Origin of the sequence: Ruegeria lacuscaerulensis (genome assembly GCF_013033355.1) — a bacterium.
Classification (GTDB): domain Bacteria; phylum Pseudomonadota; class Alphaproteobacteria; order Rhodobacterales; family Rhodobacteraceae; genus Ruegeria; species Ruegeria lacuscaerulensis_A.
In genome coordinates this window covers 132455-158165 of record NZ_WQDY01000007.1, presented here as the reverse complement: position 1 = coordinate 158165, position 25711 = coordinate 132455, and the positions used below count along the sequence as shown (strand labels likewise).

At 58.1% G+C, this 25711-nt stretch carries 28 protein-coding genes; 18 read left to right on the top strand and 10 right to left on the bottom strand.

Going from position 1 to position 25711, the window contains the following annotated elements:
* Together GOW48_RS13845 and rnr are read left to right on the top strand one after the other, a co-directional pair.
* Window positions 1–576 carry a TIGR04282 family arsenosugar biosynthesis glycosyltransferase gene (locus GOW48_RS13845; protein WP_170754641.1) on the top strand — a complete coding sequence of 192 codons (576 nt, stop codon included), beginning with the start codon at window positions 1–3 and terminating at the stop codon, window positions 574–576.
* Window positions 577–624: 48 nt separating this feature from the next.
* Entirely contained in the window at window positions 625–2883 is a 2259-nt protein-coding gene (gene rnr / locus GOW48_RS13840) for a ribonuclease R (RefSeq protein ID WP_170754639.1), read from the top strand.
* Here the strand turns inward: rnr and GOW48_RS13835 are convergent.
* Window positions 2874–3260, bottom strand: coding sequence for a DUF1801 domain-containing protein (locus GOW48_RS13835; protein ID WP_170754637.1), 387 nt, complete (start codon window positions 3258–3260; stop codon window positions 2874–2876). The two genes, rnr and GOW48_RS13835, sit on opposite strands and share 10 nt — an antisense overlap.
* On the bottom strand, window positions 3257–3952 hold the full coding sequence (locus GOW48_RS13830) for a glutathione S-transferase family protein (RefSeq protein WP_170754635.1): 696 nt from the start codon (window positions 3950–3952) through the stop codon (window positions 3257–3259). The genes GOW48_RS13835 and GOW48_RS13830 overlap by 4 nt, the downstream gene beginning before the upstream one ends.
* Before the next feature lie 85 nt (window positions 3953–4037).
* On the opposite strand from GOW48_RS13830, the gene GOW48_RS13825 reads away from it, so the two are divergent.
* Window positions 4038–4751 carry a helix-turn-helix transcriptional regulator gene (locus tag GOW48_RS13825; RefSeq protein ID WP_170754633.1) on the top strand — a complete coding sequence of 238 codons (714 nt, stop codon included), beginning with the start codon at window positions 4038–4040 and terminating at the stop codon, window positions 4749–4751.
* A 62-nt stretch (window positions 4752–4813) separates the two neighbouring features.
* A complete protein-coding gene (locus tag GOW48_RS13820; protein WP_170754631.1) occupies window positions 4814–6112 on the top strand; it encodes a lytic murein transglycosylase in 1299 nt (432 codons plus the stop codon).
* A 75-nt stretch (window positions 6113–6187) separates the two neighbouring features.
* Here the strand turns inward: GOW48_RS13820 and GOW48_RS13815 are convergent, their stop codons facing one another.
* Window positions 6188–7585 (bottom strand): aspartate aminotransferase family protein, encoded by a 1398-nt coding sequence (locus GOW48_RS13815; RefSeq protein ID WP_170754629.1) that lies wholly within the window; start codon window positions 7583–7585, stop codon window positions 6188–6190.
* Window positions 7586–7660: 75 nt separating this feature from the next.
* Window positions 7661–8344 (bottom strand): GntR family transcriptional regulator, encoded by a 684-nt coding sequence (locus GOW48_RS13810; protein WP_170754627.1) that lies wholly within the window; start codon window positions 8342–8344, stop codon window positions 7661–7663.
* A gap of 140 nt (window positions 8345–8484) precedes the next feature.
* On the opposite strand from GOW48_RS13810, the gene GOW48_RS13805 reads away from it, so the two are divergent.
* The 5 genes from GOW48_RS13805 (at window position 8485) to GOW48_RS13785 (ending at window position 13771) form a co-directional block, all read left to right on the top strand.
* Window positions 8485–9570, top strand: coding sequence for a polyamine ABC transporter substrate-binding protein (locus GOW48_RS13805; RefSeq protein WP_170754625.1), 1086 nt, complete (start codon window positions 8485–8487; stop codon window positions 9568–9570).
* Between the two features lie 70 nt (window positions 9571–9640).
* The gene (locus GOW48_RS13800) at window positions 9641–10768 is read left to right on the top strand and encodes an ABC transporter ATP-binding protein (RefSeq protein WP_170754623.1); all 1128 of its coding nucleotides are present in this window, start codon (window positions 9641–9643) and stop codon (window positions 10766–10768) included.
* Window positions 10768–11658, top strand: coding sequence for an ABC transporter permease subunit (locus GOW48_RS13795; RefSeq protein ID WP_170355427.1), 891 nt, complete (start codon window positions 10768–10770; stop codon window positions 11656–11658). Before GOW48_RS13800 ends, GOW48_RS13795 begins: the two co-directional genes overlap by 1 nt.
* Complete coding sequence (locus GOW48_RS13790; RefSeq protein WP_170724572.1) at window positions 11655–12473, top strand: ABC transporter permease; 819 nt, start codon at window positions 11655–11657, stop codon at window positions 12471–12473. Before GOW48_RS13795 ends, GOW48_RS13790 begins: the two co-directional genes overlap by 4 nt.
* Complete coding sequence (locus GOW48_RS13785; protein ID WP_170754622.1) at window positions 12470–13771, top strand: NAD(P)/FAD-dependent oxidoreductase; 1302 nt, start codon at window positions 12470–12472, stop codon at window positions 13769–13771. The genes GOW48_RS13790 and GOW48_RS13785 overlap by 4 nt, the downstream gene beginning before the upstream one ends.
* Before the next feature lie 5 nt (window positions 13772–13776).
* On the opposite strand, the gene GOW48_RS13780 is transcribed toward GOW48_RS13785, so the two are convergent.
* Genes GOW48_RS13780 through GOW48_RS13770 form a run of 3 tightly spaced genes read right to left on the bottom strand, consistent with a single transcriptional unit; the run spans window position 13777 to window position 16550 of the window.
* On the bottom strand, window positions 13777–14643 hold the full coding sequence (locus GOW48_RS13780) for a phosphotransferase family protein (protein ID WP_331251820.1): 867 nt from the start codon (window positions 14641–14643) through the stop codon (window positions 13777–13779).
* 54 nt (window positions 14644–14697) lie between these two features.
* Window positions 14698–15363, bottom strand: a complete 666-nt coding sequence (locus GOW48_RS13775; RefSeq protein WP_170754621.1) for a flagellar hook capping FlgD N-terminal domain-containing protein — start codon at window positions 15361–15363, stop codon at window positions 14698–14700.
* A gap of 2 nt (window positions 15364–15365) precedes the next feature.
* The gene (locus GOW48_RS13770; RefSeq protein ID WP_170754620.1) at window positions 15366–16550 is read right to left on the bottom strand and encodes a flagellar hook-length control protein FliK; all 1185 of its coding nucleotides are present in this window, start codon (window positions 16548–16550) and stop codon (window positions 15366–15368) included.
* A gap of 111 nt (window positions 16551–16661) precedes the next feature.
* Here GOW48_RS13770 and GOW48_RS13765 point away from each other — a divergent pair, with 111 nt between their 5' ends.
* The 6 genes from GOW48_RS13765 (at window position 16662) to GOW48_RS13740 (ending at window position 20348) form a co-directional block, all read left to right on the top strand.
* Complete coding sequence (locus GOW48_RS13765; RefSeq protein WP_170754619.1) at window positions 16662–16943, top strand: rod-binding protein; 282 nt, start codon at window positions 16662–16664, stop codon at window positions 16941–16943.
* A complete protein-coding gene (locus tag GOW48_RS13760) occupies window positions 16927–17286 on the top strand; it encodes a flagellar export chaperone FlgN (protein ID WP_170355421.1) in 360 nt (119 codons plus the stop codon). The genes GOW48_RS13765 and GOW48_RS13760 overlap by 17 nt, the downstream gene beginning before the upstream one ends.
* A 209-nt stretch (window positions 17287–17495) precedes the next feature.
* Window positions 17496–18707 carry a flagellin gene (locus GOW48_RS13755; protein WP_170355420.1) on the top strand — a complete coding sequence of 404 codons (1212 nt, stop codon included), beginning with the start codon at window positions 17496–17498 and terminating at the stop codon, window positions 18705–18707.
* Window positions 18708–18784: 77 nt separating this feature from the next.
* Entirely contained in the window at window positions 18785–19159 is a 375-nt protein-coding gene (gene flaF, locus GOW48_RS13750) for a flagellar biosynthesis regulator FlaF (RefSeq protein ID WP_170754618.1), read from the top strand.
* Complete coding sequence (gene flbT, locus GOW48_RS13745) at window positions 19159–19560, top strand: flagellar biosynthesis repressor FlbT (RefSeq protein WP_170754617.1); 402 nt, start codon at window positions 19159–19161, stop codon at window positions 19558–19560. The genes flaF and flbT overlap by 1 nt, the downstream gene beginning before the upstream one ends.
* Window positions 19557–20348 (top strand): DUF1217 domain-containing protein, encoded by a 792-nt coding sequence (locus GOW48_RS13740; protein WP_170754616.1) that lies wholly within the window; start codon window positions 19557–19559, stop codon window positions 20346–20348. Before flbT ends, GOW48_RS13740 begins: the two co-directional genes overlap by 4 nt.
* Window positions 20349–20405: 57 nt before the next feature.
* Here the strand turns inward: GOW48_RS13740 and GOW48_RS13735 are convergent, their stop codons facing one another.
* The 3 genes from GOW48_RS13735 to GOW48_RS13725 form a co-directional block, all read right to left on the bottom strand.
* Complete coding sequence (locus GOW48_RS13735) at window positions 20406–21977, bottom strand: DUF427 domain-containing protein (RefSeq protein ID WP_170754615.1); 1572 nt, start codon at window positions 21975–21977, stop codon at window positions 20406–20408.
* Window positions 21978–22072: 95 nt separating this feature from the next.
* Complete coding sequence (locus GOW48_RS13730; protein ID WP_170754614.1) at window positions 22073–22774, bottom strand: winged helix-turn-helix domain-containing protein; 702 nt, start codon at window positions 22772–22774, stop codon at window positions 22073–22075.
* Window positions 22746–23033 carry a hypothetical protein gene (locus tag GOW48_RS13725; RefSeq protein WP_170754613.1) on the bottom strand — a complete coding sequence of 96 codons (288 nt, stop codon included), beginning with the start codon at window positions 23031–23033 and terminating at the stop codon, window positions 22746–22748. The genes GOW48_RS13730 and GOW48_RS13725 overlap by 29 nt, the downstream gene beginning before the upstream one ends.
* A 174-nt stretch (window positions 23034–23207) precedes the next feature.
* Between GOW48_RS13725 and GOW48_RS13720 the strand changes: the two genes are divergently transcribed.
* The 3 genes from GOW48_RS13720 to GOW48_RS13710 all read left to right on the top strand — a co-directional run bounded on the left by GOW48_RS13720 (window position 23208) and on the right by GOW48_RS13710 (window position 25614).
* Window positions 23208–23675, top strand: a complete 468-nt coding sequence (locus tag GOW48_RS13720; protein WP_170754612.1) for a hypothetical protein — start codon at window positions 23208–23210, stop codon at window positions 23673–23675.
* Window positions 23676–23722: 47 nt separating this feature from the next.
* The gene (locus tag GOW48_RS13715; protein ID WP_170754611.1) at window positions 23723–24403 is read left to right on the top strand and encodes a ribonuclease HII; all 681 of its coding nucleotides are present in this window, start codon (window positions 23723–23725) and stop codon (window positions 24401–24403) included.
* Window positions 24404–24510: 107 nt separating this feature from the next.
* Entirely contained in the window at window positions 24511–25614 is a 1104-nt protein-coding gene (locus GOW48_RS13710; protein ID WP_170355411.1) for a site-specific DNA-methyltransferase, read from the top strand.
* Window positions 25615–25711: the final 97 nt, after the last annotated feature.

Genomic DNA, 25711 nt, shown 5'->3' with positions numbered 1-25711 from the left:
ATGCAGCGCACTCTCGTGATCATGGTGAAAGAGCCGCGCCCCGGTCGGGTGAAAACCCGGCTGGGCCGCGATATCGGTATGGTTGGGGCGGCTTGGTGGTTTCGCCACCAGACACGCTCGTTGATCCGGCGGCTGCGTGATCCGCGTTGGCAGATTGCGCTGGCGGTCGCGCCTGACCGCGAAGGTCTGACCAGCCGAATCTGGCCTGCTGATCTGCCGCGGGCGGCGCAGGGGCGCGGAGATCTGGGTGACCGGATGGGTCGGATGCTGCGCGGGATGCCGCCGGGGCCGGTCTGCCTGATCGGCGCGGATATTCGGGGCATTACCCGCAGCCACATTGCCCGCGCGTTCAAGGCGTTGGGGTCCGCGCAGATGGCATTCGGCCCCGCCCCGGATGGCGGCTATTGGCTGGTGGGTGCGCAAAGATATGGCGCGCTTCCCAACAACCTGTTCCGCGATGTGCGCTGGTCCACCGAACATGCTCTGGCCGACACGCTGGCCTCGATCTCCGGCGCACGGGTGGCGCTGCTGGACCCGTTGCGCGATGTGGACACGGTGGCGGATCTGAAACCCTGATCCGTTTTTGGTCATGACGCCGTCGCACGCCCGTGTTACGCCAAATATATGAGTCGTATCCCCACCAAGCAGGAGGTCCTTGACTGGATCTCGGCGAACCCCACCCTGACCTCGAAACGCGATATCGCCAAAGCCTTTGGGATCAAGGGCGCGGCGCGGATCGACCTGAAACGCATCCTGCGCGAGCTTGAGGCCGACGGCCATCTGGAAAAGCGCAAGCGCAGCTATGGCGACCCGGATCGTCTGCCGCCGGTTAGTGTGCTGCAAGTGAAGGCTCCGAACGCGGACGGAGACTTGTTCGCCCGCCCGCTGGAATGGCATGGTGAAGGGGTTGAGCCCATCGTCTTGTTGATCACTCGCGCCAGTGACCCGGCTCTGGGCGAGGGCGACCGGATTCTGGCCCGCCTGACCGTGGTGCATGAGGAAGACCACAATTATGAGGCACGCCTGATCCGCCGGATCGGCACCAACCCGCGCAAGATCGTCGGCATTTTCCGCAAAGGGGCCGAGGGCGGGCGGATCGTGCCCATCGACAAAGCGGGCCAGAATGAATGGCTGGTCCCCGATGGTGCGGTGCATGGCGCCAAAGACGGTGAGCTGGTCGAGGCCGAACAGGCCGGGTCCAAGAACCGCATGGGTCTGCCCCGTGCCCGCATCGTGGAACGGTTGGGTGACCCCACCGCGCCCAAGGCGGTCTCTCTGATCGCGATCCACCAGCACGGCATCCCGGACGACTTCCCGGACAAGGTGATCGCCGAGGCCGATAAGGCCAAACCCGTCGGTCTGAAGGGCCGCGATGACCTGCGGGATATGCCGCTGCTAACCATCGACCCCTCGGATGCGCGGGATCACGACGATGCCTGTTACGCGCACGCTGATGACGACCCTAAGAACCCCGGCGGTCATGTAATCTGGGTCGCCATCGCAGATGTTGCCGCCTATGTGCAGCCCGGAACCGCGCTGGACCGTGAAGCGCGCAAGCGGGGCAATTCCAGCTATTTCCCAGACCGCGTTGTGCCGATGCTGCCCGACCGTCTGTCGAGCGATCTGTGCTCGCTGCACGAAGGCGTCCCGCGCGCTTGTATCGCCGTGCGGATGCAGATCGACGCCGAGGGTAACAAGATCGGCCACCGGTTTGTGCGGGGGCTGATGCGCTCGGCTGCATCTCTGCATTATGCCGAGGTGCAGGAGGCCATCGATGGCACCCCCAACGACCGCACCGGGCCCCTGTTGGAGACAGTGCTGAAACCTCTCTACGCTGCTTATGCCGCGTTGAAGTCCGCGCGTGCGGTGCGACAGCCATTGGAGCTGGACCTGCCCGAACGCAAGATCGTCCTCAGCGACACCGGTGAAGTGACTAGCGTGGCGTTTCGCGACCGGCTGGATGCTCATAAGCTGATCGAGGAGTTCATGATCCTCGCCAACGTGGCCGCCGCTGAAACGCTGATTGCCAAACGCCGCCCGCTGTTGTTCCGTGTCCACGAAGAACCCGCGCCCGAGAAGTTGGAAAGCCTGCGGGAAACTGCGCAGGCTGCCGGTTTGAACCTTGCGAAAGGGCAGGTGCTGCAAACACGCCACCTCAACGCGCTGCTGAACGCTGCTGCGGGCACTGAAGATGCCGAGTTGATCAACCTGACCACCCTGCGGTCGATGGCGCAGGCCTACTACAACCCAGAGAATTTCGGCCATTTCGGTCTGGCGCTGCGGAATTATGCACATTTCACCTCGCCCATTCGCCGCTATGCGGACCTGATCGTGCATCGCGCGCTGATCTCGGCCCATGGTTGGGGCAAGGATGGTCTGACTGAGAATGAAATCGCGCGGCTGGACGAAACCGCCACCCATATCTCGGACACCGAGCGGCGTTCGATGATGGCCGAGCGTGACACAACCGACCGCTATCTGGCCGCCTATCTGAGCGAGCGGGTGGGTAACGAGTTCACCGGCCGCATCAGTGGTATTGCGCGGTTCGGGGCCTTTGTGAAGATGGACGAAACCGGCGCTGATGGGTTGGTGCCCGTGCGATCCTTGGGGCGTGAGTTTTTTCATTTCGACCGCGAGGCCGGGACGCTGATGGGATCAGACACCGGGCTGATTATCGCCATCGGCCAACGCGTCACGGTGCGCCTGACTGAGGCGACGCCGGTTACGGGCGGGTTGGAGCTGGAGCTGCTGTCCATCGACGATCAGGCCCTGCCGCGTGGGCGAGGTCCGGTGAAACGTGGCGCGCGCCGAAAGGCGCTCAGCAACAAGCGCAAGAAAGACAAGATCAAACGCAAAGTCGAACGCAAACGCCGTCAGAGGTGATAGGTCAGCGCCCGCGCAATCAGCCATCCGTGGCGGTTCGCGTCAATCTGGCGGGGGTCTTCGAAAAGAACTGCCCGGTTGCCTTCCAGCCGATCCTCGTCTGGGAAGGCCGAAGTGAAATCACTGATCAGACGGCTTTGGCAATGGACGAACAGGGCGAAACTGGCGGTCTTGTGGCCCCCTAACCTGATTGTGGACCCTTTGGGTGCCAGGTAGGCGGGTTGCCCCCAGCGCAAGGCCTCTTGCAGCGGTTGGGCGCTGGGAAGAGTTAGGGCCGTTTCAAAGATCAATTCACGCAGGGCCAGCACACCCTTGTGGGTGTCTGGCTTGTACCCGTCGAAAACGGACTGAACAGCGGGGTCTTGAAAGGGCGTCATAGCGGGATCGCCTGCTCTAACCGGTCCAAATAACTGTTAAGCAAGGTATCGGTTTTGATGCGTCGCGTCAGCTGAGTTTCTTTTGGCGTCGCGCGCATCGCGGCCAGTACAGGCCCGACGCTCATGTCTGCGGCGGTTGGGCTTTCACCGAACAGGAAGGGCGACTGCCACAGAAAAGCTGATATCGCTTCGAGGTCACGTTCCAGGCGATCTGTGCGTTCAGTATCCGAGAACCGCGAGACACCGGCCCCGTCCATTCGCTTCATCACCGATTTGCGGATTGCGTGGGTCACGGGGCGACGGATCAGTGCAGGAACCTCGGTGAAGAACATATCGCGCAGGATCGGCCAGACCTCGTCATTGCCCCAGCGATCCAGAACGACGTGGTTATAGATATGTTCTTCGGCCATGCGGATCAGGGCGCGGGACTGGGCCTTTTGAATGTCGCTAAGGTCTGCATCGAAATTGGCCCCTTGTGTTTCCAGCCAGTCCCGGATCAGGTCGCTGTCGGCCACCAGCCTTTGAGACGTGCGCAAAACAGGCAATTTCTGGTGGGGCATCTTCGATGGGTTCAGCATATCGGACCGCTGCCAGCTTTGGCCGGACAGTTGCAACATATAAGCCGTTTTGACACAAAAAGGGCTGGCGCTGAATTGGCCAAAGGCGGCAGGGAAGGTCAGAAGGGTCAGCATCGTTGGCTCCGGAGTCGTTAAGATGCCGTTTGGATAAGATGCCATAATGACAGTTTCTGTCATTAGCCTTAGTCTAGATTGCGATATGTCTCGCACCGCTCGCCTGTTCCAATTGATGCAAGCCTTGCGCTCTGGCCCGTCGCCCAAGACTTCGGTCCAACTGGCGCAGGATCTGGGCGTCTCAGCCCGCACCGTTCATCGTGACATCGACGCTTTGCGCGGACTGGGAGCTGTCATCGACGGAGAGGCAGGGTTTGGGTTCACCCTGATCGAGGATGCGACTCTGCCGCCTTTGGGCTTCACCGATGACGAGCTAGAGGCACTGGTTCTGGGCTTGCGCGAGGTGCAATCCATTGGCGATCCAGGTCTGGCAGATGCGGCTGGGGCGGTTCTGCGCAAGCTGCAGGGACGCTTGCCACACCGCCAGTCGCATCGCCTGTCACACGCCGTCCTGACGGCCACCCGGTTTGATCGCCCGGCCCGGCCAACCATCGATGTGCGCGATCTGAGACAAGCCACATGGGATGAACGCACAGTCGAGTTTGCCTATACCGATGCCAAGGGGGATGCCACCCGTCGTCGGGTGAATCCGCTGAGTATCGTATATATGGACCGGGCAAGCGTTTTGATCAGTTGGTGCCATTTACGGCAGGACTTCAGAATATTCCGGCTGGACCGTATGCGCGACATGGCCCTGACCGAAGACTTTTTCCGGCCCAACAGGGTGCCTCTGCTTCGGCTAGCGCTGGATCGGTTGCGGGCCGAGCGGGCAGCAAAACTCCGCGAGGACGAAACCTGAGCTCTTTGTGATTTCGCCATTATGCGCTACCTTGGTGTTGAGCAGTAATCAGGAAAATCGGAATGCAAAAATGCGTAAGCGGCGTCATGACCGCTGCATTATGGGCATCCATAGTGCAGGCGGATCCTATCAACTCGGCCAATGGCCCACAGATTCACGAGCTCGCATCGGCCGATGTCACCGTGTCGATACGGCCGGTTGTTCGGCCAGAGTTTAAGGAGATCCGCGTGTCAACCGAAGGGAATGCGCGCTTTCAGGCGTGGCTGGGAGCGTTCCGCGAACGCGCGTTGCAGCAAGGTATATCTGCGACGACGTTGGACCGGTCATTGGCGGGGCTGACTTACGATTGGGACGTTATCAAGCGCGATCGCAATCAAGCCGAGTTCTCGAAGCCAATCTGGGAGTATCTGGACTCTGCCGTATCAGACCGGCGAATTGCGAATGGACGCGCCGGGTTGGAGCGCCATGACGCGGTCTTGACCCGGATCGAAGCGCAATATGGCGTCGAGAAAGAAGTTGTAACGGCCATCTGGGGGCTTGAGACCTCGTATGGTTCGTTTCGGGGCGGAGATCAGACGATCCGGTCGCTGGCAACGCTGGCGTTCGACGCACGTCGGGCGTCTTTCTTCGAGGCGCAACTGGTGGCGGCCTTGCAGATCATTCAGGCTGGCGATGTCGTGCCCGGTGCTATGACAGGCAGTTGGGCGGGCGCAATGGGTCATACGCAGTTTATGCCGACCTCGTATTTGGAACATGCGGTGGATTTTGATGGCGACGGACGGCGAGATATCTGGTCCGACGACCCGACAGACGCTTTGGCTTCGGCGGCGTCCTACCTGGCGCGACATGGGTGGAAAAAGGGTCAACCCTGGGGGATCGAAGTGCAGTTGCCATACGGTTTCGATTTTGCTTCGGCCAAGCGGGACCACAGGTTGATGCCATCCGAATGGGCCGCGCTTGGTGTTGTTGGACGCGACGGGCAGGCCATTCCGGATCATGGGAAGGCGGCCATTCTCTTGCCGGCAGGCGGGCAAGGCGTGGCCTTGATGATATTCGACAATTTCAACGTGATCGAGAAATACAACGGTGCCGACGCCTATGTGATCGGGATCGGTCATTTATCGGATCGGCTGGTCGGTGGCAGCCCGTTTCAGGCATCTTGGCCCCGCGATGACCGGATACTGAGCTTTACCGAAAAGAAAGAGCTGCAGAGCCTTTTGACCCAGGCTGGGTTCGATACCCAAGGAATCGATGGGCGCACAGGCCCGAATACTGTCAACGCGGTGCGGGCCTATCAGTTGGCGCAGGGTTTGGTACCGGATGGCTATCCAACCCTGCGGTTGCTAGAACGGTTGAGGTAGAGGAGGGGGCTCTGCCCCCATCGCGGCAAGCCGCGATTCCCCCGAGATATATTTGGCCAGATGAAACTGCGCGGATCAGCTGGCGGCTTTCATCAGCCCTTGTTCGATGATGTCGGCCTGGGCTTCGTCCAGCGATTTGTGGATGCGCACGAACATCTCGTCGATATCCGATGGGGTCAGGATCAGCGGAGGTGAGATGATCATCCGGTCCCCCACATGGCGCATGATCAGGTTGTTGCTAAAGCAACGGTCGCGGCAGACATAGCCGACGGTGCCGGGGGCTGAGGCGAACTTAGCGCGGCTTGCTTTGTCGGGCGTCAGCGCAATCGAGGCCATCATACCTACGATTTTCGCTTCACCCACCAGCGGGTGATCGACCAGCGCCTCCCATTTTTCTTTCAGGTAGGGGGCGGCGACGTCGCGGACGTGGTCCACGATCTTTTCCTCTTCGAGGATGCGTAGGTTTTCCAGTGCCACCGCGGCGGCGACCGGGTGGCCGGAATAGGTGTAGCCGTGGTTGAATTCGGTGCCGCCAATCACCTCGGCGATCTCATCATTGACGATAGAACCTCCGATGGGCGCGTAACCCGAGCTGAGGCCTTTGGCAATGGTCATGATATGGGGGCGGATGCCCACGGTTTGCGACCCGAACCAGTTGCCAGTGCGACCAAAGCCGCAGATGACCTCATCCGCGATCAGCAGGATATCGTATTTGTCGCAGATACGCTGGATTTCGGGCCAATAGGTGTCGGGGGCGACGATCACGCCACCTGCGCCCTGAACCGGCTCGGCGATGAAGGCCGCGACGCGATTTTCGCCCAGTTCAAGAATTGCCTCTTCCAGTTCCTGCGCGCGGGCCAAACCGAACTCTTCGGGCGTCATGTCGCCGCCTTCGGCCCACCAGTTCGGCTGGTTGATGTGGTGAATGTTCGGGATCGGAATACCACCCTGCGCGTGCATCCCCGCCATACCCCCCAGCGAGGCCGAGCCAACGGACGAACCGTGATAGGCATTGTGGCGACTGATGATGATATTCTTGTCGGGTTGGCCTTTTTCGGCCCAATAAGTGCGAACCAGACGGATATTGGTGTCATTTGCTTCAGACCCGCCAGCAGCGAAGAACACATGGTTCAGATCGCCCGGCGCCAGTTCGGCCAGCTTTTTAGCCAGCGCGATGGCGGGGACATGCGTGGTTTTGAAGAAGGTATTGTAGTAGGGTAGTTCGCGCATTTGTCGCGCAGCTGCCTCGGCCAGCTCGTCGCGGCCATACCCGACATTGACACACCAAAGACCGGCCATGGCATCCAGGATTTCCTCGCCTTCGCTATCGGTCAGATAGACGCCCTTGGCGCGGGTGATGACGCGGGCACCCTCTTTCCCGAGCGCGCCATTGGCCGAAAAGGGGTGCATGTGGTGGGCGGCATCCAGTGCCTGCAATTCGGCAGTCGGCATGTGATTTGTGATGGTCGACATCGGGGAATCTCCTGCAAGAGCGATTAGCGGTCACAATATGATCAAATTTTTTTCTGTCAATCGAATCGCATTTATCTAGGTAGATGACAAGGCACCTGCCATCAGCTCCATTCCCTGTTCGATGTCCTGCGCGGTGGCTTTCGCGACCCTGTCGGGGTCCTTACGGCGGAGCGCCGTTATGATATCTTTGTGGCGGTCGGGCAGGCTTTGGGTTCCGAAACGACCGCAAACGACACGCAGTGAAGGGCCGAACCGCAGCCATAACCGTTCCGCCAAATCGTTGAGAATCGGAGCGTCTGCGTAGGAATAGAGCGTTTCATGAAACAGGTGGTTGAGGCGCAGATATCCGCCGACGTCGCCGTCGGCGATGGTACGGTCCAACTGTTTATCGATCTGAGCCAGATGATCTATTTCGACAGCGCTCATGTTGGTTGTCGCGCGTCTGGAAAGCTCTGATTCTATTGAAATTCTAGCGAAAATCATCTGTTGAACATCGCTATGTTTCAGCAAAGGTACGCTGACCCGGCGATTGCCCTGAAACATCAGTGCTCCGTCAGAGATCAGCCTGCGAATCGCTTCGCGAACAGGGGTCATGCCAACGTCCAGCGAATCAGTCAGCCCTTGAATGGTGACAGGCTGTCCGGGGACCAGATCGCCATACATGATCTGGGCGCGCAGCGTCTGATAGACCTGCTCGTGGGCAGGTCGTTTCTGATCATCGGCCACTGGCCTCGGTGCCTTATTTTTGATCAAATCCAATTGGTTTGCCCTGTTTGCGATTGTGTTGACTTGCCAGGTGCCTGACCTCGTGAAACCATACGACGGATCGGGGAAAAACGCAAAACTTGATCAAATCCAAAAAAACGGGAAAATACCCGCACACTTGCAGGGAGAATAAAATGTCAATCAAAACGCTGACACTGACAGCGGTCATCGCATTGGGGACTTCGGCGGCCTTCGCTGAAGAAGTGCGTGTTTACAACTGGTCGGATTACATCGACGAAGACCTTTTGCAGAAATTCGAGGAAGAAACCGGCCTGACGCTGATTTACGACGTGTTCGACAGCAACGAGGTTCTGGAAACCAAGATGCTGGCCGGTGGGTCAGGCTATGATGTGGTGGTTCCGTCCGGCACGTTCCTTCAGCGCCAGATTCAAGCGGGGGCTTTCCAGCAACTGGATACTTCCAAGCTGGATAACTCGGGGAATCTTTGGGACGTCATTCAGGAACGGACCGCAGGATACGACCCCGACAACGCCTTCTCGATCAACTACATGTGGGGAACCACGGGGATCGGCGTCAATGTTGGTAAGGTCAAAGAGGCGCTGGGCGATGACGTCGCGCTGAATAGCATGGAGTTGGTGCTGAACCCGGAAAACATGGAGAAGCTCGCCGGGTGCGGTGTGCATTTCCTGGATGCGCCTGCCGAGATGATCCCCATGACGTTGCAATATCTGGGCGAAGATCCGGACAGCCACGATCCAGACGTCATCAAGAAGGTCGAAGAAGTTCTGACCAGCGTGCGTCCGCATATCCAGAAGTTCCATAGCTCGGAATACATCAACGCTCTGGCCAATGGTGATATCTGCGTGGCCGTGGGTTGGTCAGGTGACATTCTACAGGCCCGCGACCGTGCGGCCGAGGCCGATAACGGGGTCGAGATAGAATACCATCCGTTCGCTGAAGGCTCGCTGATGTGGTTTGACCAGATGGCCATCCCGGCAGATGCTCCGAATCCAGAAGGCGCGCACAAGTTCCTGAACTTCATCCTGGATGCCAACAACATGGCTGCGGCGTCGAACTATGTGTACTACGCCAATGGCAACAAGGCCTCGCAAGAGTTTCTTGAGGAAGACGTAATCGGCGATCCGGCGATCTATCCGGACGACGCAACGATGCAGAATCTCTACATCACCACGCCCTACCCGGCAAAAACGCAGCGGGTTGTGACCCGTCTGTGGACCAAGATCAAATCGGGTACCTGATCCGATTTCCTAAGGCAGGGCGGGTTTTCCGCCCTGCCGTTTTTCCCAAAATTGCCGAACGGGGGCTGTAGTGAACTCTGACGTCTTTGCGCCGTGGGAAGACCCACAGGCGAAACCCTTGATCCAATTCCAGAATGTCACCAAGCGGTTTGGAGACTTTACGGCAATCGACAACCTGTCTTTGGATATTTTCGAGAAAGAATTTTTCGCTCTGCTGGGGCCATCGGGCTGCGGCAAAACCACGATGATGCGGATGTTGGCGGGGTTCGAAACACCCACCGAGGGCCACATCATGTTGGGCGGTCAGGATATCGACCCGATCCCGCCAAATAAGCGGGCGGTAAACATGATGTTCCAGTCCTACGCGCTGTTCCCGCACTTAAGCATCTGGGAAAACATCGCCTTTGGTCTGCGCCGGGACAACATGCCCAAGCATGATCTTGAGGAGCGGGTCGAGGAAATGCTGCGTCTGACCCGGCTGACGCAATTCGCGCGTCGTAAACCGCACCAGATCTCGGGCGGGCAGCGACAGCGGGTTGCGCTGGCGCGGTCTTTGGCGAAAGCGCCCAAGCTGTTGCTGCTGGACGAGCCGTTGGGGGCGCTGGACAAGAAGCTGCGGCAGGACACGCAGTTTGAACTGATGGATATTCAGGAAAAGACCGGCACCACCTTTGTCATCGTGACCCACGATCAGGAGGAAGCTATGACCGTGGCCAGCCGCGTGGCCGTGATGGATCAGGGACAGCTGATGCAGGTCGCCACGCCGGACCGGATTTATGAGAACCCCAACTCGGTCTATGTCGCCGACTTTATAGGCGACGTAAATATCATCGAAGGCCGCGCCACCGCCAATGGCGAAGACACCTATCAGATCGATTGGGCCGAAGGGCAGGCCCCGTTGACAGCGACCTCGGCCAATGGGTTCGCGCAGGGGCAGGCCTGTCATCTGGCGATCCGCCCCGAGAAGGTAACTATCTCGGCCGACCGCCCGGCGGACGCGATCAATGCGGTGCAGGGCAAGGTCCATGACATCGCCTATCTGGGCAACCTGTCCACCTATTACGTGGAGCTGCCCAACGGCACGATCATCAAGGCGCAGACGGCCAATACCCGCCGTATCTCGCGCCGGTCCTTTACCTGGGAAGACCCGGTCTGGCTGTCCTGGACAGCAACGGCTGCGGTTCTGCTGGCCGACTGATGCGCCGCGCCTTTCTGATCGCCGTCCCATATGTGTGGCTGCTGGCGCTGTTTCTGGTGCCGTTTTTTATCGTCCTGAAAATCTCGCTGTCGGATATCGAACTGGCGATCCCGCCTTACACGCCGACGCTGGACTTCTCGCAGGGCTGGTCAGGAATCAAAGAGTTCTTCAGCCAATTGGATTTCGAAAACTTCGTCTGGCTGACCGAGGATGACCTGTATTGGAAAGCCTACCTCTCTAGCGTCAAAATCGCGGTGATTTCCACGTTTTTCACGCTGCTGGTTGGCTATCCCATCGCTTATGGCATGGCCCGCGCTCCGGTTGAATGGCGGCCGACGCTGATGATGCTCGTGATCCTGCCCTTCTGGACCTCGTTCCTGATCCGCGTCTATGCGTGGATGGGCATCCTGTCGAACGAAGGCTATCTGAACCAGTTGCTGCTGTGGACGGGGTTGATCTCGACCCCGCTGACCATTCTGAACACCAACACTGCCGTCTATATCGGCATCGTCTACACCTATCTGCCGTTCATGATCCTGCCGATCTATTCGGCGCTGGAACGGATGGACGAATCCCTGATCGAGGCCGCCGAAGACCTTGGTTGTTCGCGGGTTCAGGCCTTTTGGCTTGTGACAGTCCCGCTGTCGCGCCCCGGTATCATAGCAGGCTGTTTCCTTGTGATGATCCCGGTGATTGGCGAGTTCGTGATCCCCTCGCTTCTGGGCGGGTCAGGCACGCTGATGATTGGCAAGGTACTGTGGGAGGAGTTCTTCTCGAACCGCGACTGGCCGGTGGCGAGCGCCGTGGCGGTAGTGCTTCTGCTGATCCTTGTGATCCCAATCGTGCTGTTCCAGCGAAACCAGCAGAAACAGACGGAGGCCGAGCAATGAACAGGCTAAGCTGGTTCAACGCGGTCTCGCTGACGCTGGGATTTGCGTTCCTCTATATCCCGATGATCATCCTGATCATCTTTTCCTTTAACGAAAGCAAGCTGGTCACCGTTTGGGCTGGCTTCTCGACCAAATGGTATGGAGAGCTGGTCCAGAACGAGGCGTTTCTGGATGCGGCATGGGTGACAGTCCGGGTGGCTGTGTTCTCATCTACGCTGGCGACCATTCTGGGCACCGCCGCCGCCTATGTGCTGGTGCGCGGCGGGCGTTTCTTCGGTCGAACGCTGTTCTCCGGTATGATCTACGCCCCGCTGGTGATGCCCGAAGTGATCACCGGCCTGTCGTTGCTGCTATTGTTCATAGGCATCGGGCTGGATCGCGGTATCCTGACCATCGTTCTGGCGCATACGACCTTTTCGATGTGTTTCGTATCGGTCGTTGTCTCGTCGCGCTTGGTCACGTTCGATCAGTCGCTGGAAGAGGCCGCTCTTGACCTTGGTTGTTCGCCCGCGCAAGCGTTTCGCCTAGTGACACTGCCGATCATTGCGCCTGCCGTGATTTCCGGCTGGTTGCTGGCCTTTACTCTGTCGCTGGATGATCTGGTGATTGCGTCCTTTACCTCGGGGCCGTCGGCCACAACCCTGCCGATCAAGATCTTCTCGGCAGTCAGGTTGGGCGTCAGCCCCGAGATCAACGCGCTGTCAACGTTGATGATCGCCGTCGTGACAGTGGGCGTCATTACCGCGTCGCTGGTGACAAAACGCGCCATGATGCGACAAAAGCAGGATGAAATGGCCGCGGCGCGTACCGAATGAAACGGCTGTTCCCGGACTACACTTATGGCCCCGGACCCCGGGAAGGATGCTGGTGGGATGAAACCATTCCCAGCCTGAATTGGCCGGAAATGAAAGGAGACCTGACGGTTGATGTCGCGGTTGTGGGTGGTGGGTTCACGGGCCTTTCCGCGGCGCTACATTTGGCGCAAGCGGGTACGTCTGTTGCTGTGCTTGAGGCCGAGACGCCCGGCTGGGGCGCGTCCGGGCGAAACGGTGGGTTCTGCTGTCTGGGTGGTTCAAAACTCAGCCCGAAGGCAATGTCCCGCAGGTTCGGAGCTTCTGCTGCGCGTGAATACGGACAAGCCGAAGCGGACGCCGTTCATCTCGTGGCTGGTCTCCTAAGGGACCATCGGATTGAGGCGGATGTCCATTCGAAAGGAGAAACCCAGCTGGCGCACAATGCGCGGGCCATGTCAGCCCTTAGGAAAGGTGCGGATTCGACCGGAGTTTTGCACGAAGCCAAGGACTTGCCCGGTCTCGGTTTTGGTGGCGCGTTTCATGGCGGGTATACGAACCCTGTGGGATTTGGCCTGAATCCCCGGAAATACTTGTTCGGACTGGCCGAAGCGGCGCAGCGAAATGGTGCAAAACTGTTTCAGAAAAGCGCCGTTCAGACACTGCAAAAGATCGCTCAGGGTTTTGAGGTCACAACACCTGTAGGGAAAGTGCGTGCATCAAATGTCCTGATTTGCACCAATGGGTATTCCAGCGAGGATGTGCCGAACTGGATGTCCGGGCGCTACATGCCCGCCCAGTCCACGGTACTGGTGACTCGTCCCTTGACCAATTTCGAGTTGGCGGCGCAAGGCTGGACCACGGATCAGATGTCTTATGACACGCGGCACCTGCTGCATTATTTCCGGCTGATGCCCGACCGGCGGTTCCTGTTTGGAATGCGCGGCGGGCTGCGATCCTCACCCCGAGCTGAGGCCGCGATTCGCCATAAGGTTCAACGTGACTTCACACAGACGTTCCCGGAATGGAGCGCAGTGGATATCACCAATATCTGGTCGGGAATGGTGTGTTTGACACGGGGGTTAACGCCCTATGTGGGGCCAGTTTCGGGCCAGCCTGGCATGTTTGCAGGGTTTGCGTTCCACGGCAACGGCGTCGCAATGGGGACTTATTGCGGGCGCGCACTTGCCCAGTTGGCCATTGGTCAAGGCCCGCAGCTTCCCACTCCGATGACGCGCACTCCTCCCCGGTTTCCGCTGGGGCCCTGGCGGAGGGCACTGATGCCGCCCGCCTATTGGATGATGGGGCTTGCGGACATGTGACCCGGTCACAGTGACTCGAGTTCCAGTTCCAGACCCTTTGCATAGTCTTCGGCCCCGCGCTCGATACGCCACAGGCAATAGGCCGCCATGCGCCAGGCATACCAGGGACGCAACGCAAGATAGCGTGACGTTGTGGCCGGGTGATTATAGGCCGCCAAAAAGGCGTTTTCCTCATCGGGGGTCAGGGGCGCGCCGCGATAGACTTGCTGCATGGCAGGCGACAGGAACATGGCAAGGTCTTCGCAGGGGTCGCCCTGTGCGGGGCATTGCCAGTCGATCAAAGTCAATGCCGAACCGTCGACCAGAATATTGCCGGCCACCGGATCTCCATGGATCAAGCAGGTTTGGTGAGACGGCGGAACCGATGCCGTCGGGCGCATTCGGTTGAGGCGGGCCTTCATCGCGGACTCGCACCCGCTCAGAATGTTTAGCGTGTGAGCCTCCAAATCGGTGCTTCCGTTGCACCCGGCTGGGGCCTGAACCGGGATTTTAAGGTCGTGCAAATCGCGCAATAATGCACCGACAGCCTCTGGCCCGGTCGACCAGGGCGATCCCGGCGCATGGTCGTAGAATACCCAATGACCCTGCCCATGCGTCCCGGTGGTTCGCAAACGCGGCACAAAGCCGGTCTGTTCCAATGCGCGCAGACACCGCGCCTCAAGTTCGGGATCATTGCGAAACAGGGGATTGCACGGATTGGCACGGTAGAGCTTTAGGACCTTGTCACCATCTCCGCCGAGCACTTTCCACACCTGATTGGTGCGCCCGCCATACAAGGTGCGAAACTGCGCACCCGCTCCGATAAGCCCGGCGTCCCGCAGCCGGTTGACAAGGTCTTGTGGAGGAGGCGTCTGGTCAGGCAGCGGGATCACCGTTTGAAAAACGAGTCGAGGGTTGCAAACCTTTGGCCTGTCTCGCCTCTTAGATCAAGCGCCCGCTCTGACTGCAGTCACGTCTCCAACCGGCACAACCTGCCCGCTTTCCAAGGTCAGAAGGACAGCACCCTCTCCAATTTGTGCTTCCACCACCCGGTTGTAGACCGCGGCCAGCTGTTGTGACACAAGCTCTTCGCCGTCATAGCTTTCCAAAGTGGCCGAATAAGAGCCGGTTGGCAGGGGCGTGCCGGTACCGTCTGTGCCTGCCCATTCGAACTCTGCCTGATCGGTCGGAACGGGGATGCGGTCGATCACTGCCCCGTCCTTGTCGCGGATGACCATGACGGCGCTGTCCGCCGCCGCGCTGGCCTGCGCAAGCAAAGTAACGGGCTGGCCATCAAAGCGGAACGCGGCCGGTGACCGGACTTCCATCCCGACCCAGCTGGCAAGCTCGCCCATATCCACGTTGCCCATCGACAAGGCCAGACCAGTCAGAAGGTCGTTGGTCTGGACCTGTTGCTCGACCATCGAAAACTGCGCCAGTTGCGAGGCGTATTCCGTCGAGTCCAACGGCTCAAGAGGGTCCTGATTCTTTGCTTGAGCCGTCAGCATCAGCAAGAAGGTTTCAAAATCCGAGGCCAGCCCGGATGAAACCGAAGGTGCGGTGGTCTGTGCCGTGTTACCGGGTTGAGTTGCAGATTGAATAGGAGTGATCATTGTCAAAGCCTTATGTCGATGCGCCCTAGGGTGCCAATTATTGGTCGGGCCGAAGGGTCTGGTTGCGCTTGGGTCGCGTGTTCGGGTTCTGATGCCGCAGTGTGCGCATCGTTCTGTTCGTCCGATCCCGTGTCAGACGAAGTCCCGAGATCGAAAGACAAATCCCCCAGTCCAAGGGACTTGAACTCGGCCTCCAGCAACGAGATGTGCCGCCGCATCATGTCCAGTGTTTCGGGGCGTTCGGTGGCGATCGTCAGATGCAGCCCATCGTCACGGCCATTCATGACGATCGAAACACGCCCCAGTTCTTCGGGGTTAAGAGCGATCTCGATCATACCTGATTGCGGTCGCGCGTGGATTGCCGCAGCCATTTGACCCGCGACGGCGCGGGCCGTCTCGGCGCGAGCAGATGCGGTCAAAGCTTGCGCGGCCGCCAACGTATCGCGGGCTGAGGATGTGGGTGATACATCTTTGAAAGCCGAGATTTCGTCTAATTCGGGTGTGTTGGTAACGTCGGGGACAACAGGGTTTTTTTCTGTCGCCATGATCTGCATTTGAACAAGGCTGGTCGCTGTATTGATTGGCGTGCGTGGCTGCGCGGCCGGAGCGTCCTGAACTGGCTCGACCAGATTCGGATCGGCTGCATTTTCTGACAGAACCGGTGTAGGCGGCTTCGACGTTTGAGTTGCTTGGGCCAGTGATGTCGAATTCACCGCCCGATTAACGTCAGGCGCTACGGGCACGGGAGTCTTGGTCGGTGAAACATGCGGCAGATCAGACGCGACACGGCCGGAATGTTGGGTTGGTTTATCCGACTTGACGATGATGGCAGCCGCCGCCTCGCCCCTGACCGCCGGTTTTTCCGGCGCTAGTGCATTCCCAAAATCTAGAATGGCGCGATCTGGTTGGACCTCAGGATTGCCATTGGCCAACGAGGTTGGTTGGTCACTTGGCAAAGGCTCGGCATCTGTAGGTTCGTCGCTGATGGGCAGCTCATGTTGTACCGCCTCAGCCTCTGGCGTCGGAACATCCGGCGTTTCGGCATCACCGGTGGTCGTTTCTGTTTGCTCGTCCAGAACGGATTGAAACGAACCCGCCTCTTTCTGTTCAGGCTGTTCCTGCGCGTTCTGGTTGCCTTTTGCATGGGTGGTCGGCGCTGACATCGCCGCTGTAAGAGGGTTGGGCATTTTGCTCCGACTCCGGTTGTGTGACCCGAAATCTACCTGCAGGAAGTTACGTTTATTTTAACCGCTTTCGCCTTTGTTCAAGAAAGTTCGACGTAAATTTCGGAGAAAACAATGCAGATCTCTGCGACCTTACCTACGCATCAAACACCCACCACATCCGACAGGCTGCGCTCTGCCGCGGTCGAGATTGAGGCAGCGTTTCTTTCGGAAATGCTCAAGTCGGCAGGGTTGGGTGAAGCGCGCAAAGCCTTTGGTGGCGGTGCGGGCGAAGACCAGTTCTCATCTTTTCTTGTTCAGCACCAAGCACGCCAGTTGGCCGAATCCGGTGGCGTTGGCCTTTCAGAATTTCTTTTGCGGTCCATGATGGAGAAAACCAATGCCGACAAAATCTGAACCTGATCTGGTGCAGTCTCTTGAAGAGGTTTTGGATCTGGAGCGCTCTGCTCTGATCGAAGGTGATCTGGATCGCCTTAATCATATGGTCCCTGCAAAGGAAAAACTGATTGGGGCGATCAACGAACTGGATGTGTTCGACAGCGAGGATTTGATTCGCGTGCAAAAAAAGGTCGAGCGGAACCAGGCACTGCTGAACAGCGCGGCGGATGGGATTCGCGCTGTGGCCGCGCGCATGGCCGAACTGCGCCGGGTGCGTCAGGAATTCAGCACTTACGGGGCTGATGGGCAACGCAACGGCTTCGCGGTCCGTAGTCACCCGAAACTGGAAAAACGGGCATAGATGTCGGTTTGATTCAAATCCGAATTTTTCCGCGTTTGGGTTTTAGCACTCCGTTAGGGGATCGGCGGCAAAGGTGGTCGGGCATCTGAAACAGCAGGTGGCGCGAACAGCCCGACGGCGGATCGCAATGATCAGAAAGACGTTAAAGCCCGCATGTGGTGCGGGGTTAGCACGGGCGCAAAGGGCCCATACGAAAAAAGGAAGAAGCTATGTCCAGCATTCTGACCAACAATGGCGCAATGGTTGCGCTGCAGACTCTGAAATCGGTCAACAAGAACCTGGCGATGACCCAGAACGCGATCTCGACCGGTAAAGATGTTGCTACGGCCAAAGACAACTCGGCTGTGTGGGCAATCTCGAAAGTCATGGAATCCGACGTCAAAGGGTTCAACGCGATCAAAGACAGCCTCGCCTTGGGTGAGTCCACTGTCGCGGTGGCGCGGAACGCATCGGAAACCGTGACTGACCTGCTGAACCAGATGAAAGGCAAGATCGTCGCGGCGCAGGAAGACAACGTGGATCGCGGCAAGATCAACGACGACGTAACCGCGCTGCGCGATCAGATCACCGCTGTTGTCGGAGCGGCCCAGTTCAACGGGCTTAACCTGGTTAACGGGTCGGCGGGTTCAGCTTCTATTCTGGCTTCGCTGGATCGTGATGCGACGGGCGCTGTTACGGCTTCTTCCATTACCGTGACGGGGCAGGATCTGTCGGTTGGGGGTTATACGGCCAATGACATTTTCTCGGGCAGCTCAGCGGGTGCCTCGGCCAACGGTGACACTGTCGCGATCGCGCTGGATAATGGTGGCGGTAACGAACAGATTGAAATCGCCGAAAACGCCACCGCATTTGCAGCCGGAGACAGCGTTAGCCTTACTGTTGGCGACAAGACCGTGTCCTATACCGTGACCGCTGATGATGCTGCAGCGACAACAACGGCTGACATCGTTGCCATTGCTTTGAAAGGCAAAGTTGACGAGTTGGGTATCGCCGGTTTGACCGTGGATTATGACAGCGGCACACCAGGTACACTCGATTTCACCAATGCCGGTGGCAATGACCTGACTGTCAGTGGTCAGTTCGCCAATGCTGGTTCTGGTGGTCTGGGTGCTTTGTCTTCGATTGATGTGTCCACCGGTGCCGGTGCCACCGCCGCTCTGGGTACGATTGAGACATTGATCGACACGGCTATTGATGCCTCGGCGGCCTTCGGTTCGTCGCAGGGCCGGATCGAAACCCAGAAAGAGTTCATCTCGAACCTGGCGGACTCGTTCAAATCCGGTATCGGTTCGCTGGTTGACGCCGACATGGAAGAGACCTCGGCCCGTCTGCAGGCCCTGCAGGTGCAACAGCAGCTGGCCACCCAGTCGCTGTCGATCGCCAATCAGGCACCACAGTCGATCCTGTCGCTGTTCCGTTAAGTTCAGGAACCTGGACGGGGCGTGGTTTCGCGCCCCGTCCCTGATCGCCCGCAGACGGCCTATTGGAAGGATTTCAAGTGACTCCGCAAACTCTTGCACAGCGTGCGTATGCACAAACCGCCGCCCCGACCCGCACACCGCGAGACACCGAGTATGAGGCGATTTCAAAGATCACACATCGCCTTAAGGCAGCGGCTGCGCGCCAGAAATCGGATTTTGGGGCATTCGTTCACGCGTTGCACGAAAACCGCCGCCTGTGGACGGTACTGGCCAGTGGCGTCACAGATTCCGACAACGCGCTACCAAATGAGCTGCGCGCCCGGATTTTCTATCTGGCCGAGTTTACCGAACAACACAGCAGCCAGGTTCTGGGCAACAAGGCAAGTGTTGAGCCATTGCTCGAGATCAATATGGCTGTACTGCGTGGTCTCCGTCAGAGGGGGACTGCCTGATGGGAGGACTTGTTCTAAAACTCGCCCCGAAAGAGAGAGTGTTAATCAATGGGGTAGTCGTTGAAAATGGCGATCGTCGAAGCCGATTTTCGATCATGACCCCACAGGCGAATGTGTTGCGTTTGCGCGATGCAATTCACCCGAATGAGGTCAATACACCTGTCCGCCGTGTTTGCTATGCCGCACAGCTTGTCCTGTCGGGCGATATGGAGCCGGGAGACGCCCGCCAACAGCTGTTGCGCCGGGTTGAGGAACTGAGCCAGGTGTTTACCGACGCAGATAGTCGCAAGGTTCTGGCTGAAGCAACCGAAGCGCTACTGACCGAGCAGTATTACAAATGTCTCAAATCCTTGCGTGCGCTGTTGCCGCGTGAGGAACGGTTGATGGCCTATCAGCAATGACATTCCAGCCGGTCATTCCCACTGGCGGCATTGTTGGCTGGCGTTTTCTGCAGCGCACTTATGACGCGCAGATCGAGAGCTTTGCATCGTCTGCCGTCAATGAGCGTGAGTCGCAATACTTCTTGGACAACATTGGCAAAGTGCAAACCGCCGAGGATCTGGTTTCAGACCGACGGTTGCTTCAGGTTGCATTGGGTGCGTTTGGACTGGAGGGTGATATCAATAATCGCTACTTCATCCAGAAGATATTGTCGGACGGCACCAGCGCGGATGACGCCTTGTCCAATCGGCTGGCAGATGGCCGGTACCGAGAGTTTTCCGAAGCTTTTGGTTTGGGCCCAGGTGAAATTCGACGCACTGGCCTGGTCACGTTCATGGAAGACATCGCGCGCGACAATGTTGTCTCGCGGTTCGAAGTTGCCGTTGGAGAACGCGACGATACGATGCGTATTTCGCTCTATGCGCGCCATGCTTTGGCTGATCTCGCGGCGGAAGACACAAGCGCGGATACGAAATGGTTTGATCTGATGGGTTTGCCTCCGTTGCGCAGCGTGATGGAAACAGCGCTTGGTTTGCCATCCAGTTTCGCGCAACTCGACCTGGACCGGCAGTTAGAGGTGTTCAAAGACCGGCTGTCTCGTGCAACAGGATCAGAAGATCTGAGCCAGTTCACTGACGAATCTGCAATCGACCAATTGACGGACAGGTACTTGGCTCGAAGTCAGATTTCCCAGCTGCAAAGCACGATCTCGCCAGCGCAAACAGCCCTGATCCTGCTGGGTGGTTAGCCGTTGGCGTCACGCCAGCAGGATTAATCGAAACCCGTTCAAACAGGAACTGTGGTTTCAGCCGTTCAGGACGGCGTCAGCAGCCGTTCGCAGCGCATAGGACTCGACCGGTTTCGACACATTGTGAAGCTTAACATCACCCAGTGGGATAGCGTCGGCACATGCGGGAACAATATCGGCCGAAACCACGATCCGGTGATTGACTGTTTTGCCATACTCCCCAAGGCGTGCAGCAATATTGGCGGCTTGGCCGACCACTGTAAAATCCAGCCGTTCACGCGACCCGACATTGCCGTAAGTCACGCGCCCAAAGGCCACGCCGATCGAACAATCACAATGAATGTCTGATCCCGATTGACGCAACTCGCCCAGCTTTTCGACTATTTGCACAGCCGTTTTCTGCGCATTGTCACGTGCCGACTGGGCATCTTCCCCGGCGGGGAAGACAGCCAGAACCGCGTCTCCGATGAATTTCAGGACTTCACCTGCGTTCTCATGGACGATGTTAGAGACGGTTTCGAAGAAATCATTCAGAAGACTGATGTAGGTTTCCCGCCCCAACCGTTCTTCAAGGCTGGTCGAGTTGCGCAGATCACAGAACATGATTGCCGCATCAATCTCGTCCCCGTCACCCCGCCGGATTTCACCGCCCAGCACTCGCGCGCCCGAGCGTTTGCCCACGTAGGTTTCCAGAAGGACCTGCGCGTTTTCCCGCTGCATGAACACCTCGTAGAACCGCGCGATGACCGAGGAGCATTCGAATACCAGCCCCAGATTCTCGGTGGTGAAGCCATCCGGATGATCGCAGGTCAGCGTTATGACATTGGTGCGCCCGTCAGAAAACGGCAGCGGCATAGCGACGTAATCGGTCGCACCTTTGGCGCGCAGATCCTCGATAATGGGAAAGCTATTGTGCGGGTTCTCATCATTCAGGCGTTGTCGTACACCGCCCAACCCATTGGAAACATGGCGCAGGGGGCTGTTGATGTAAGCGGGATGATCATGGATTTCGTAGGTCGGCACATTGGTCGAAATCTCGTCTTTGTCCTTTTCCCAGATGTAGTGTTTTCCTGCGATCAAAGGGTGCAGCGACCAGACAAGAATACTCAGCCGCTGAATTGCGATCCCGTGTTCCAGCATCTTTTCTGCCAGCGCCTTGGTAAACTCCTCGGACGTCTTGATGTCCGAGGCCCCCCGCATCAACCAGTCGATCAGCGGGCCGCTGATATTGCCGTCATCCGGCGTCTTAAGCCGGTTGTCGCCCAAATCCATCCGATCATAGGCGGTTGATGCAAACCCTATATGGCCCTGAATGATCTTGCTTTCAGGCAGGGCATCTTCGTAAGCCCAGACTGAATTTGCCAAGGTTTCGCCCGGCAGTAACACGTCCTGATAGGTGGCGGTGCCTTTGAACGGGCAGAAGGTTTGCAGATCGGTTTCAGCGCTCAGGTCGATTAGAACATCCTGGCGCGGGATATAAATCATCGGCGGCAACCGTGTTTCGTACATCACCTTGGCGTCCGCGCTTTGCGCCAGCAGGATGTCACCTCGGTATACCGAGACCAAGCCATTCAATCGTTCGACAGTGATTCCATAGCCACTGGACTGTGGTGCTGCGTGGACGTTCATAGGTAACCTCCTTGGCACAGGTTCCTAAAGGATGGGGCTTTTGCGCAGTTATTCCAAGGGGCGCGGCGCATTTTTCGAGAGCGTGAACCGCGCAATCAAACCATCTGAATGACGTCTTTCTCGATGGACAGCATGTACCCTTTTTTGGCGATGTTCTTGACCAGCAACTCGCTGACCATCTGATTGCCCAACGCATCCCGCAACCGTTTGATCCGTGTCGCGCCCGCGGCCTCGTCGCAATCGGCAGCGTCCTTGCCTGAAATCACAGCCTCAATCTGGGCGCCTGACAGCATCTCGTCATCCAGCCGGGATTCAGCCAGAACAGACAAGGTCTCCATCGCGGCGGGGGTCAGTTTGAAATCCATGTTGTTGAGGTAAACAGTGTTTTCTTCGCGGCTGATCAAAAGGGACGTAACTTGTATACCCTTACGTTCGATCTGGGCCATGCGCCGGTTCAGCAAAACCAACATGACCAGAAACACAAGCGCGGTGACCAGCATCGCGCTGGCGAACACCAACAACACGAAAATCACCATCCGATAGCTTGAGAGCGTATCCGCAAACGCCGTACCCGATTGGGCCAGAATCTCGAGCAGCCGGATTTCGGTCTGCGCGGTCAGATCGCTTTCGACAAACAAGCGTTCGACGCGGGCGTTAAAGGCGTTTGCATCGGGCAGAGTCCAGAACAGGAAGATGGCGGCCGTCACCAGAATCAACACGATTGCTGCAATTCCTGCGCCGACCAGACGTACTCCGGATCGTCGGGCCTCAGTAACGGAGATAGAATTGTCCGGCATTTGCCTTCCTTTTACCCAGCCCTTCCGGCCCAAACACCGACATCACGTTCAGCAAGGTCCAGCCCGACCCGCGCAGCCGTTGCGACACTTCTTGAGTCGCCTTGCCCTTGTCGCAGGCCGACACTTGCATCACCCCATAGTGCAGGCGCAGGGGGTTGTCCTGTTTTGCCTTGTAATCGGCATAACAATCCGCGGCTGCCACAGAGCTTGCGACCGATATCAGGGCCAGAACAGCCAAGAAAGATAGGATCTGTTTCATAGGCCGCATCCTGCGCATGGCTTGGCCTGATATTCAATAACCCAAGGGGTTTTGGTGTCCTGATATTCGATAACATTTGCCCGTTATTGCTTGTCTGAGAGGGGCGTCCTCATTGTCGGTGCAAGGAATTCGCGATCGTTCACGGATCGCCCCAGCACTAAAAGGACAAGCACCATGCATCGGAAATTCATCGCCCTGATCGTAGCAACTGCCATCACCATAACAGGGGTTTCAGTGTCGCAGGCGCGGGCCGCAGATGCCAAGGACATTCTGGGTGGCCTGGCCGCCATCGCGATCATTGGCGCCGGCGTGCATTACTACAACAAAGAAAAAGACAAAGACCGTGACCGTCGCCACCGTTCGCACGTTCAGACACCCAAGCCGGTTCACCCCCATCACCCGGTTCGCCCGCTACCCCACCACGTGGCCAAGTATGATTTGCCGAAACACTGCCTGCGGACGTACGAGCGTTACTCGCCTCACCATGCGCTTTTGGGGCCGCGTTGTCTGAAAAAGCATTACAAATACACCAATAGCCTGCCGCAAGAGTGCAAAGTCGGTTTCTGGAATGGAAAAAAGGTCAAGCGCGCCTACGAGCCCGCCTGCCTGCGCCATCATGGGTACCGCGTGGTTTACCAGTAACCGTTTTCGAGCAGGAGCGGCGCCACAGAAGCGCCGTGCAGGAGAGGGTGGCGCAGGCTGCCCTCTCTTTTTTGTTGCGGACGGTGGCGAAACACGGTTTGCCAGAAAGGATGACGACTCCGAATTATGACATCGAACAATCAGTCAAAGCCCATGGGTATGTGCGGATCGCGGGCGTGGATGAGGTGGGTAGGGGCCCCTTGGCCGGACCCGTGGTTGCTGCTGCAGTGATTCTGAACCCTGGGGACATTCCGCAGGGGCTGAACGATTCCAAGAAGCTGACCGACAAGCGTCGCGCTGCGTTGGACACTTCAATACGTGAACGGGCCGAGTTTGCGGTGGCCCAGGCCACAGTTGCCGAGATTGATACACACAACATCTTGCGCGCCTCGCATATCGCGATGGAGCGCGCAGTGGCCGCCTTGGACCCGCCCCCGGATTATGTGCTGATCGACGGCAATATGATACCGCGCGGTTTGACGATCCCGGCGCAGGCGGTAGTCAAGGGGGATGGGCGGTCGGTCTCAATTGCAGCGGCATCGATCCTTGCGAAAAACTGGCGCGATCAGGCGATGGTGGATTTGGCGCAACAGCATCCCGGCTACGGGTGGGAGTCGAATGCAGGCTATCCGACAAAAATGCATCGCGAAGCGTTGCGAAATCTTGGTGTGACCCCACACCATAGACGTTCGTTCAAACCGGTCCACAATATCTTGTATCAAGAGTAAATCGTAAGCTGCTGATTCAAAAAAGAAATTGACGGCGATTCGTCTTTGACTCATCCTTGTCTCAACCAAATGAGCGCAAAAGCGCCGTGGATACTTGAGGCAGTATAATGACCATAACCACCAAAAAGGGCGCAAAAGCGCTCCCTTTAAACACGATTCTATCCGGGGACTGCATCGATGTGATGAACAGTCTGCCCGAGGCGTCGGTTGACCTGATCTTTGCAGACCCGCCGTACAATTTGCAGCTGAAAGGCCAGCTGCACCGCCCGGATAACTCTCAGGTGGATGCAGTTGATGATCACTGGGATCAGTTTTCCAGCTTCGGGGCCTATGACCAGTTCACGCGCGAATGGCTGAAAGCAGCGCATCGCCTGTTGAAACCCAATGGGGCGATCTGGGTGATTGGCTCTTATCACAACATCTTCCGCGTTGGCTCGGCCCTTCAGGATGCTGGGTACTGGATTCTGAACGACGTCGTCTGGCGCAAATCGAACCCGATGCCAAATTTCCGCGGCAAACGCTTTACCAACGCGCACGAGACGATGATCTGGGCGTCCAAGCGTGAAGGCGCGAAATACACGTTCAATTACGAGGCCCTGAAGGCGTTGAACGAGGGCGTACAGATGCGCAGCGACTGGGTGCTGCCGATCTGCACCGGTCATGAACGTCTGAAAGATGAAAACGGCGACAAAGCGCATCCGACGCAAAAGCCGGAATCGCTGCTGCACCGGGTGCTGGTCGGTTCGACCAATCCGGGCGATGTGGTGTTGGATCCGTTTTTTGGTACGGGTACGACCGGCGCTGTCGCCAAGATGCTGGGCCGCGAGTTCATCGGGATCGAGCGCGAGGAAAGCTATCGCAGGGTCGCCGAAAAGCGCATCGCCAAGGTTCGCAAATTCGACCGCGAGGCGCTGGAGGTCAGCGCCAGCAAACGCGCCGAGCCGCGCGTGCCGTTCGGCCAGTTGGTTGAACGCGGCATGCTGCGTCCGGGGGAAGAGCTGTATTCCATGAACCAGCGCCACAAAGCCAAGGTCCGCGCTGATGGCACACTGGTGGGCGACAACGTCAAAGGCTCGATCCATCAGGTGGGGGCGCATCTGGAAAACGCGCCGTCCTGCAATGGCTGGACCTATTGGTGTTTCAAACGCGACGGCAAGACCGTGCCGATCGACGTGCTGCGCCAGCAGATCCGGGCTGAAATGCACAACTGAATACCGCCGGTGCCTGTGGCCTGACACAAGGCACTAAGCCTTGCCCCGCCGTTCTCGGCGGGGTCTTTTGTTTTCATCACATTCCCATTTCGGTATG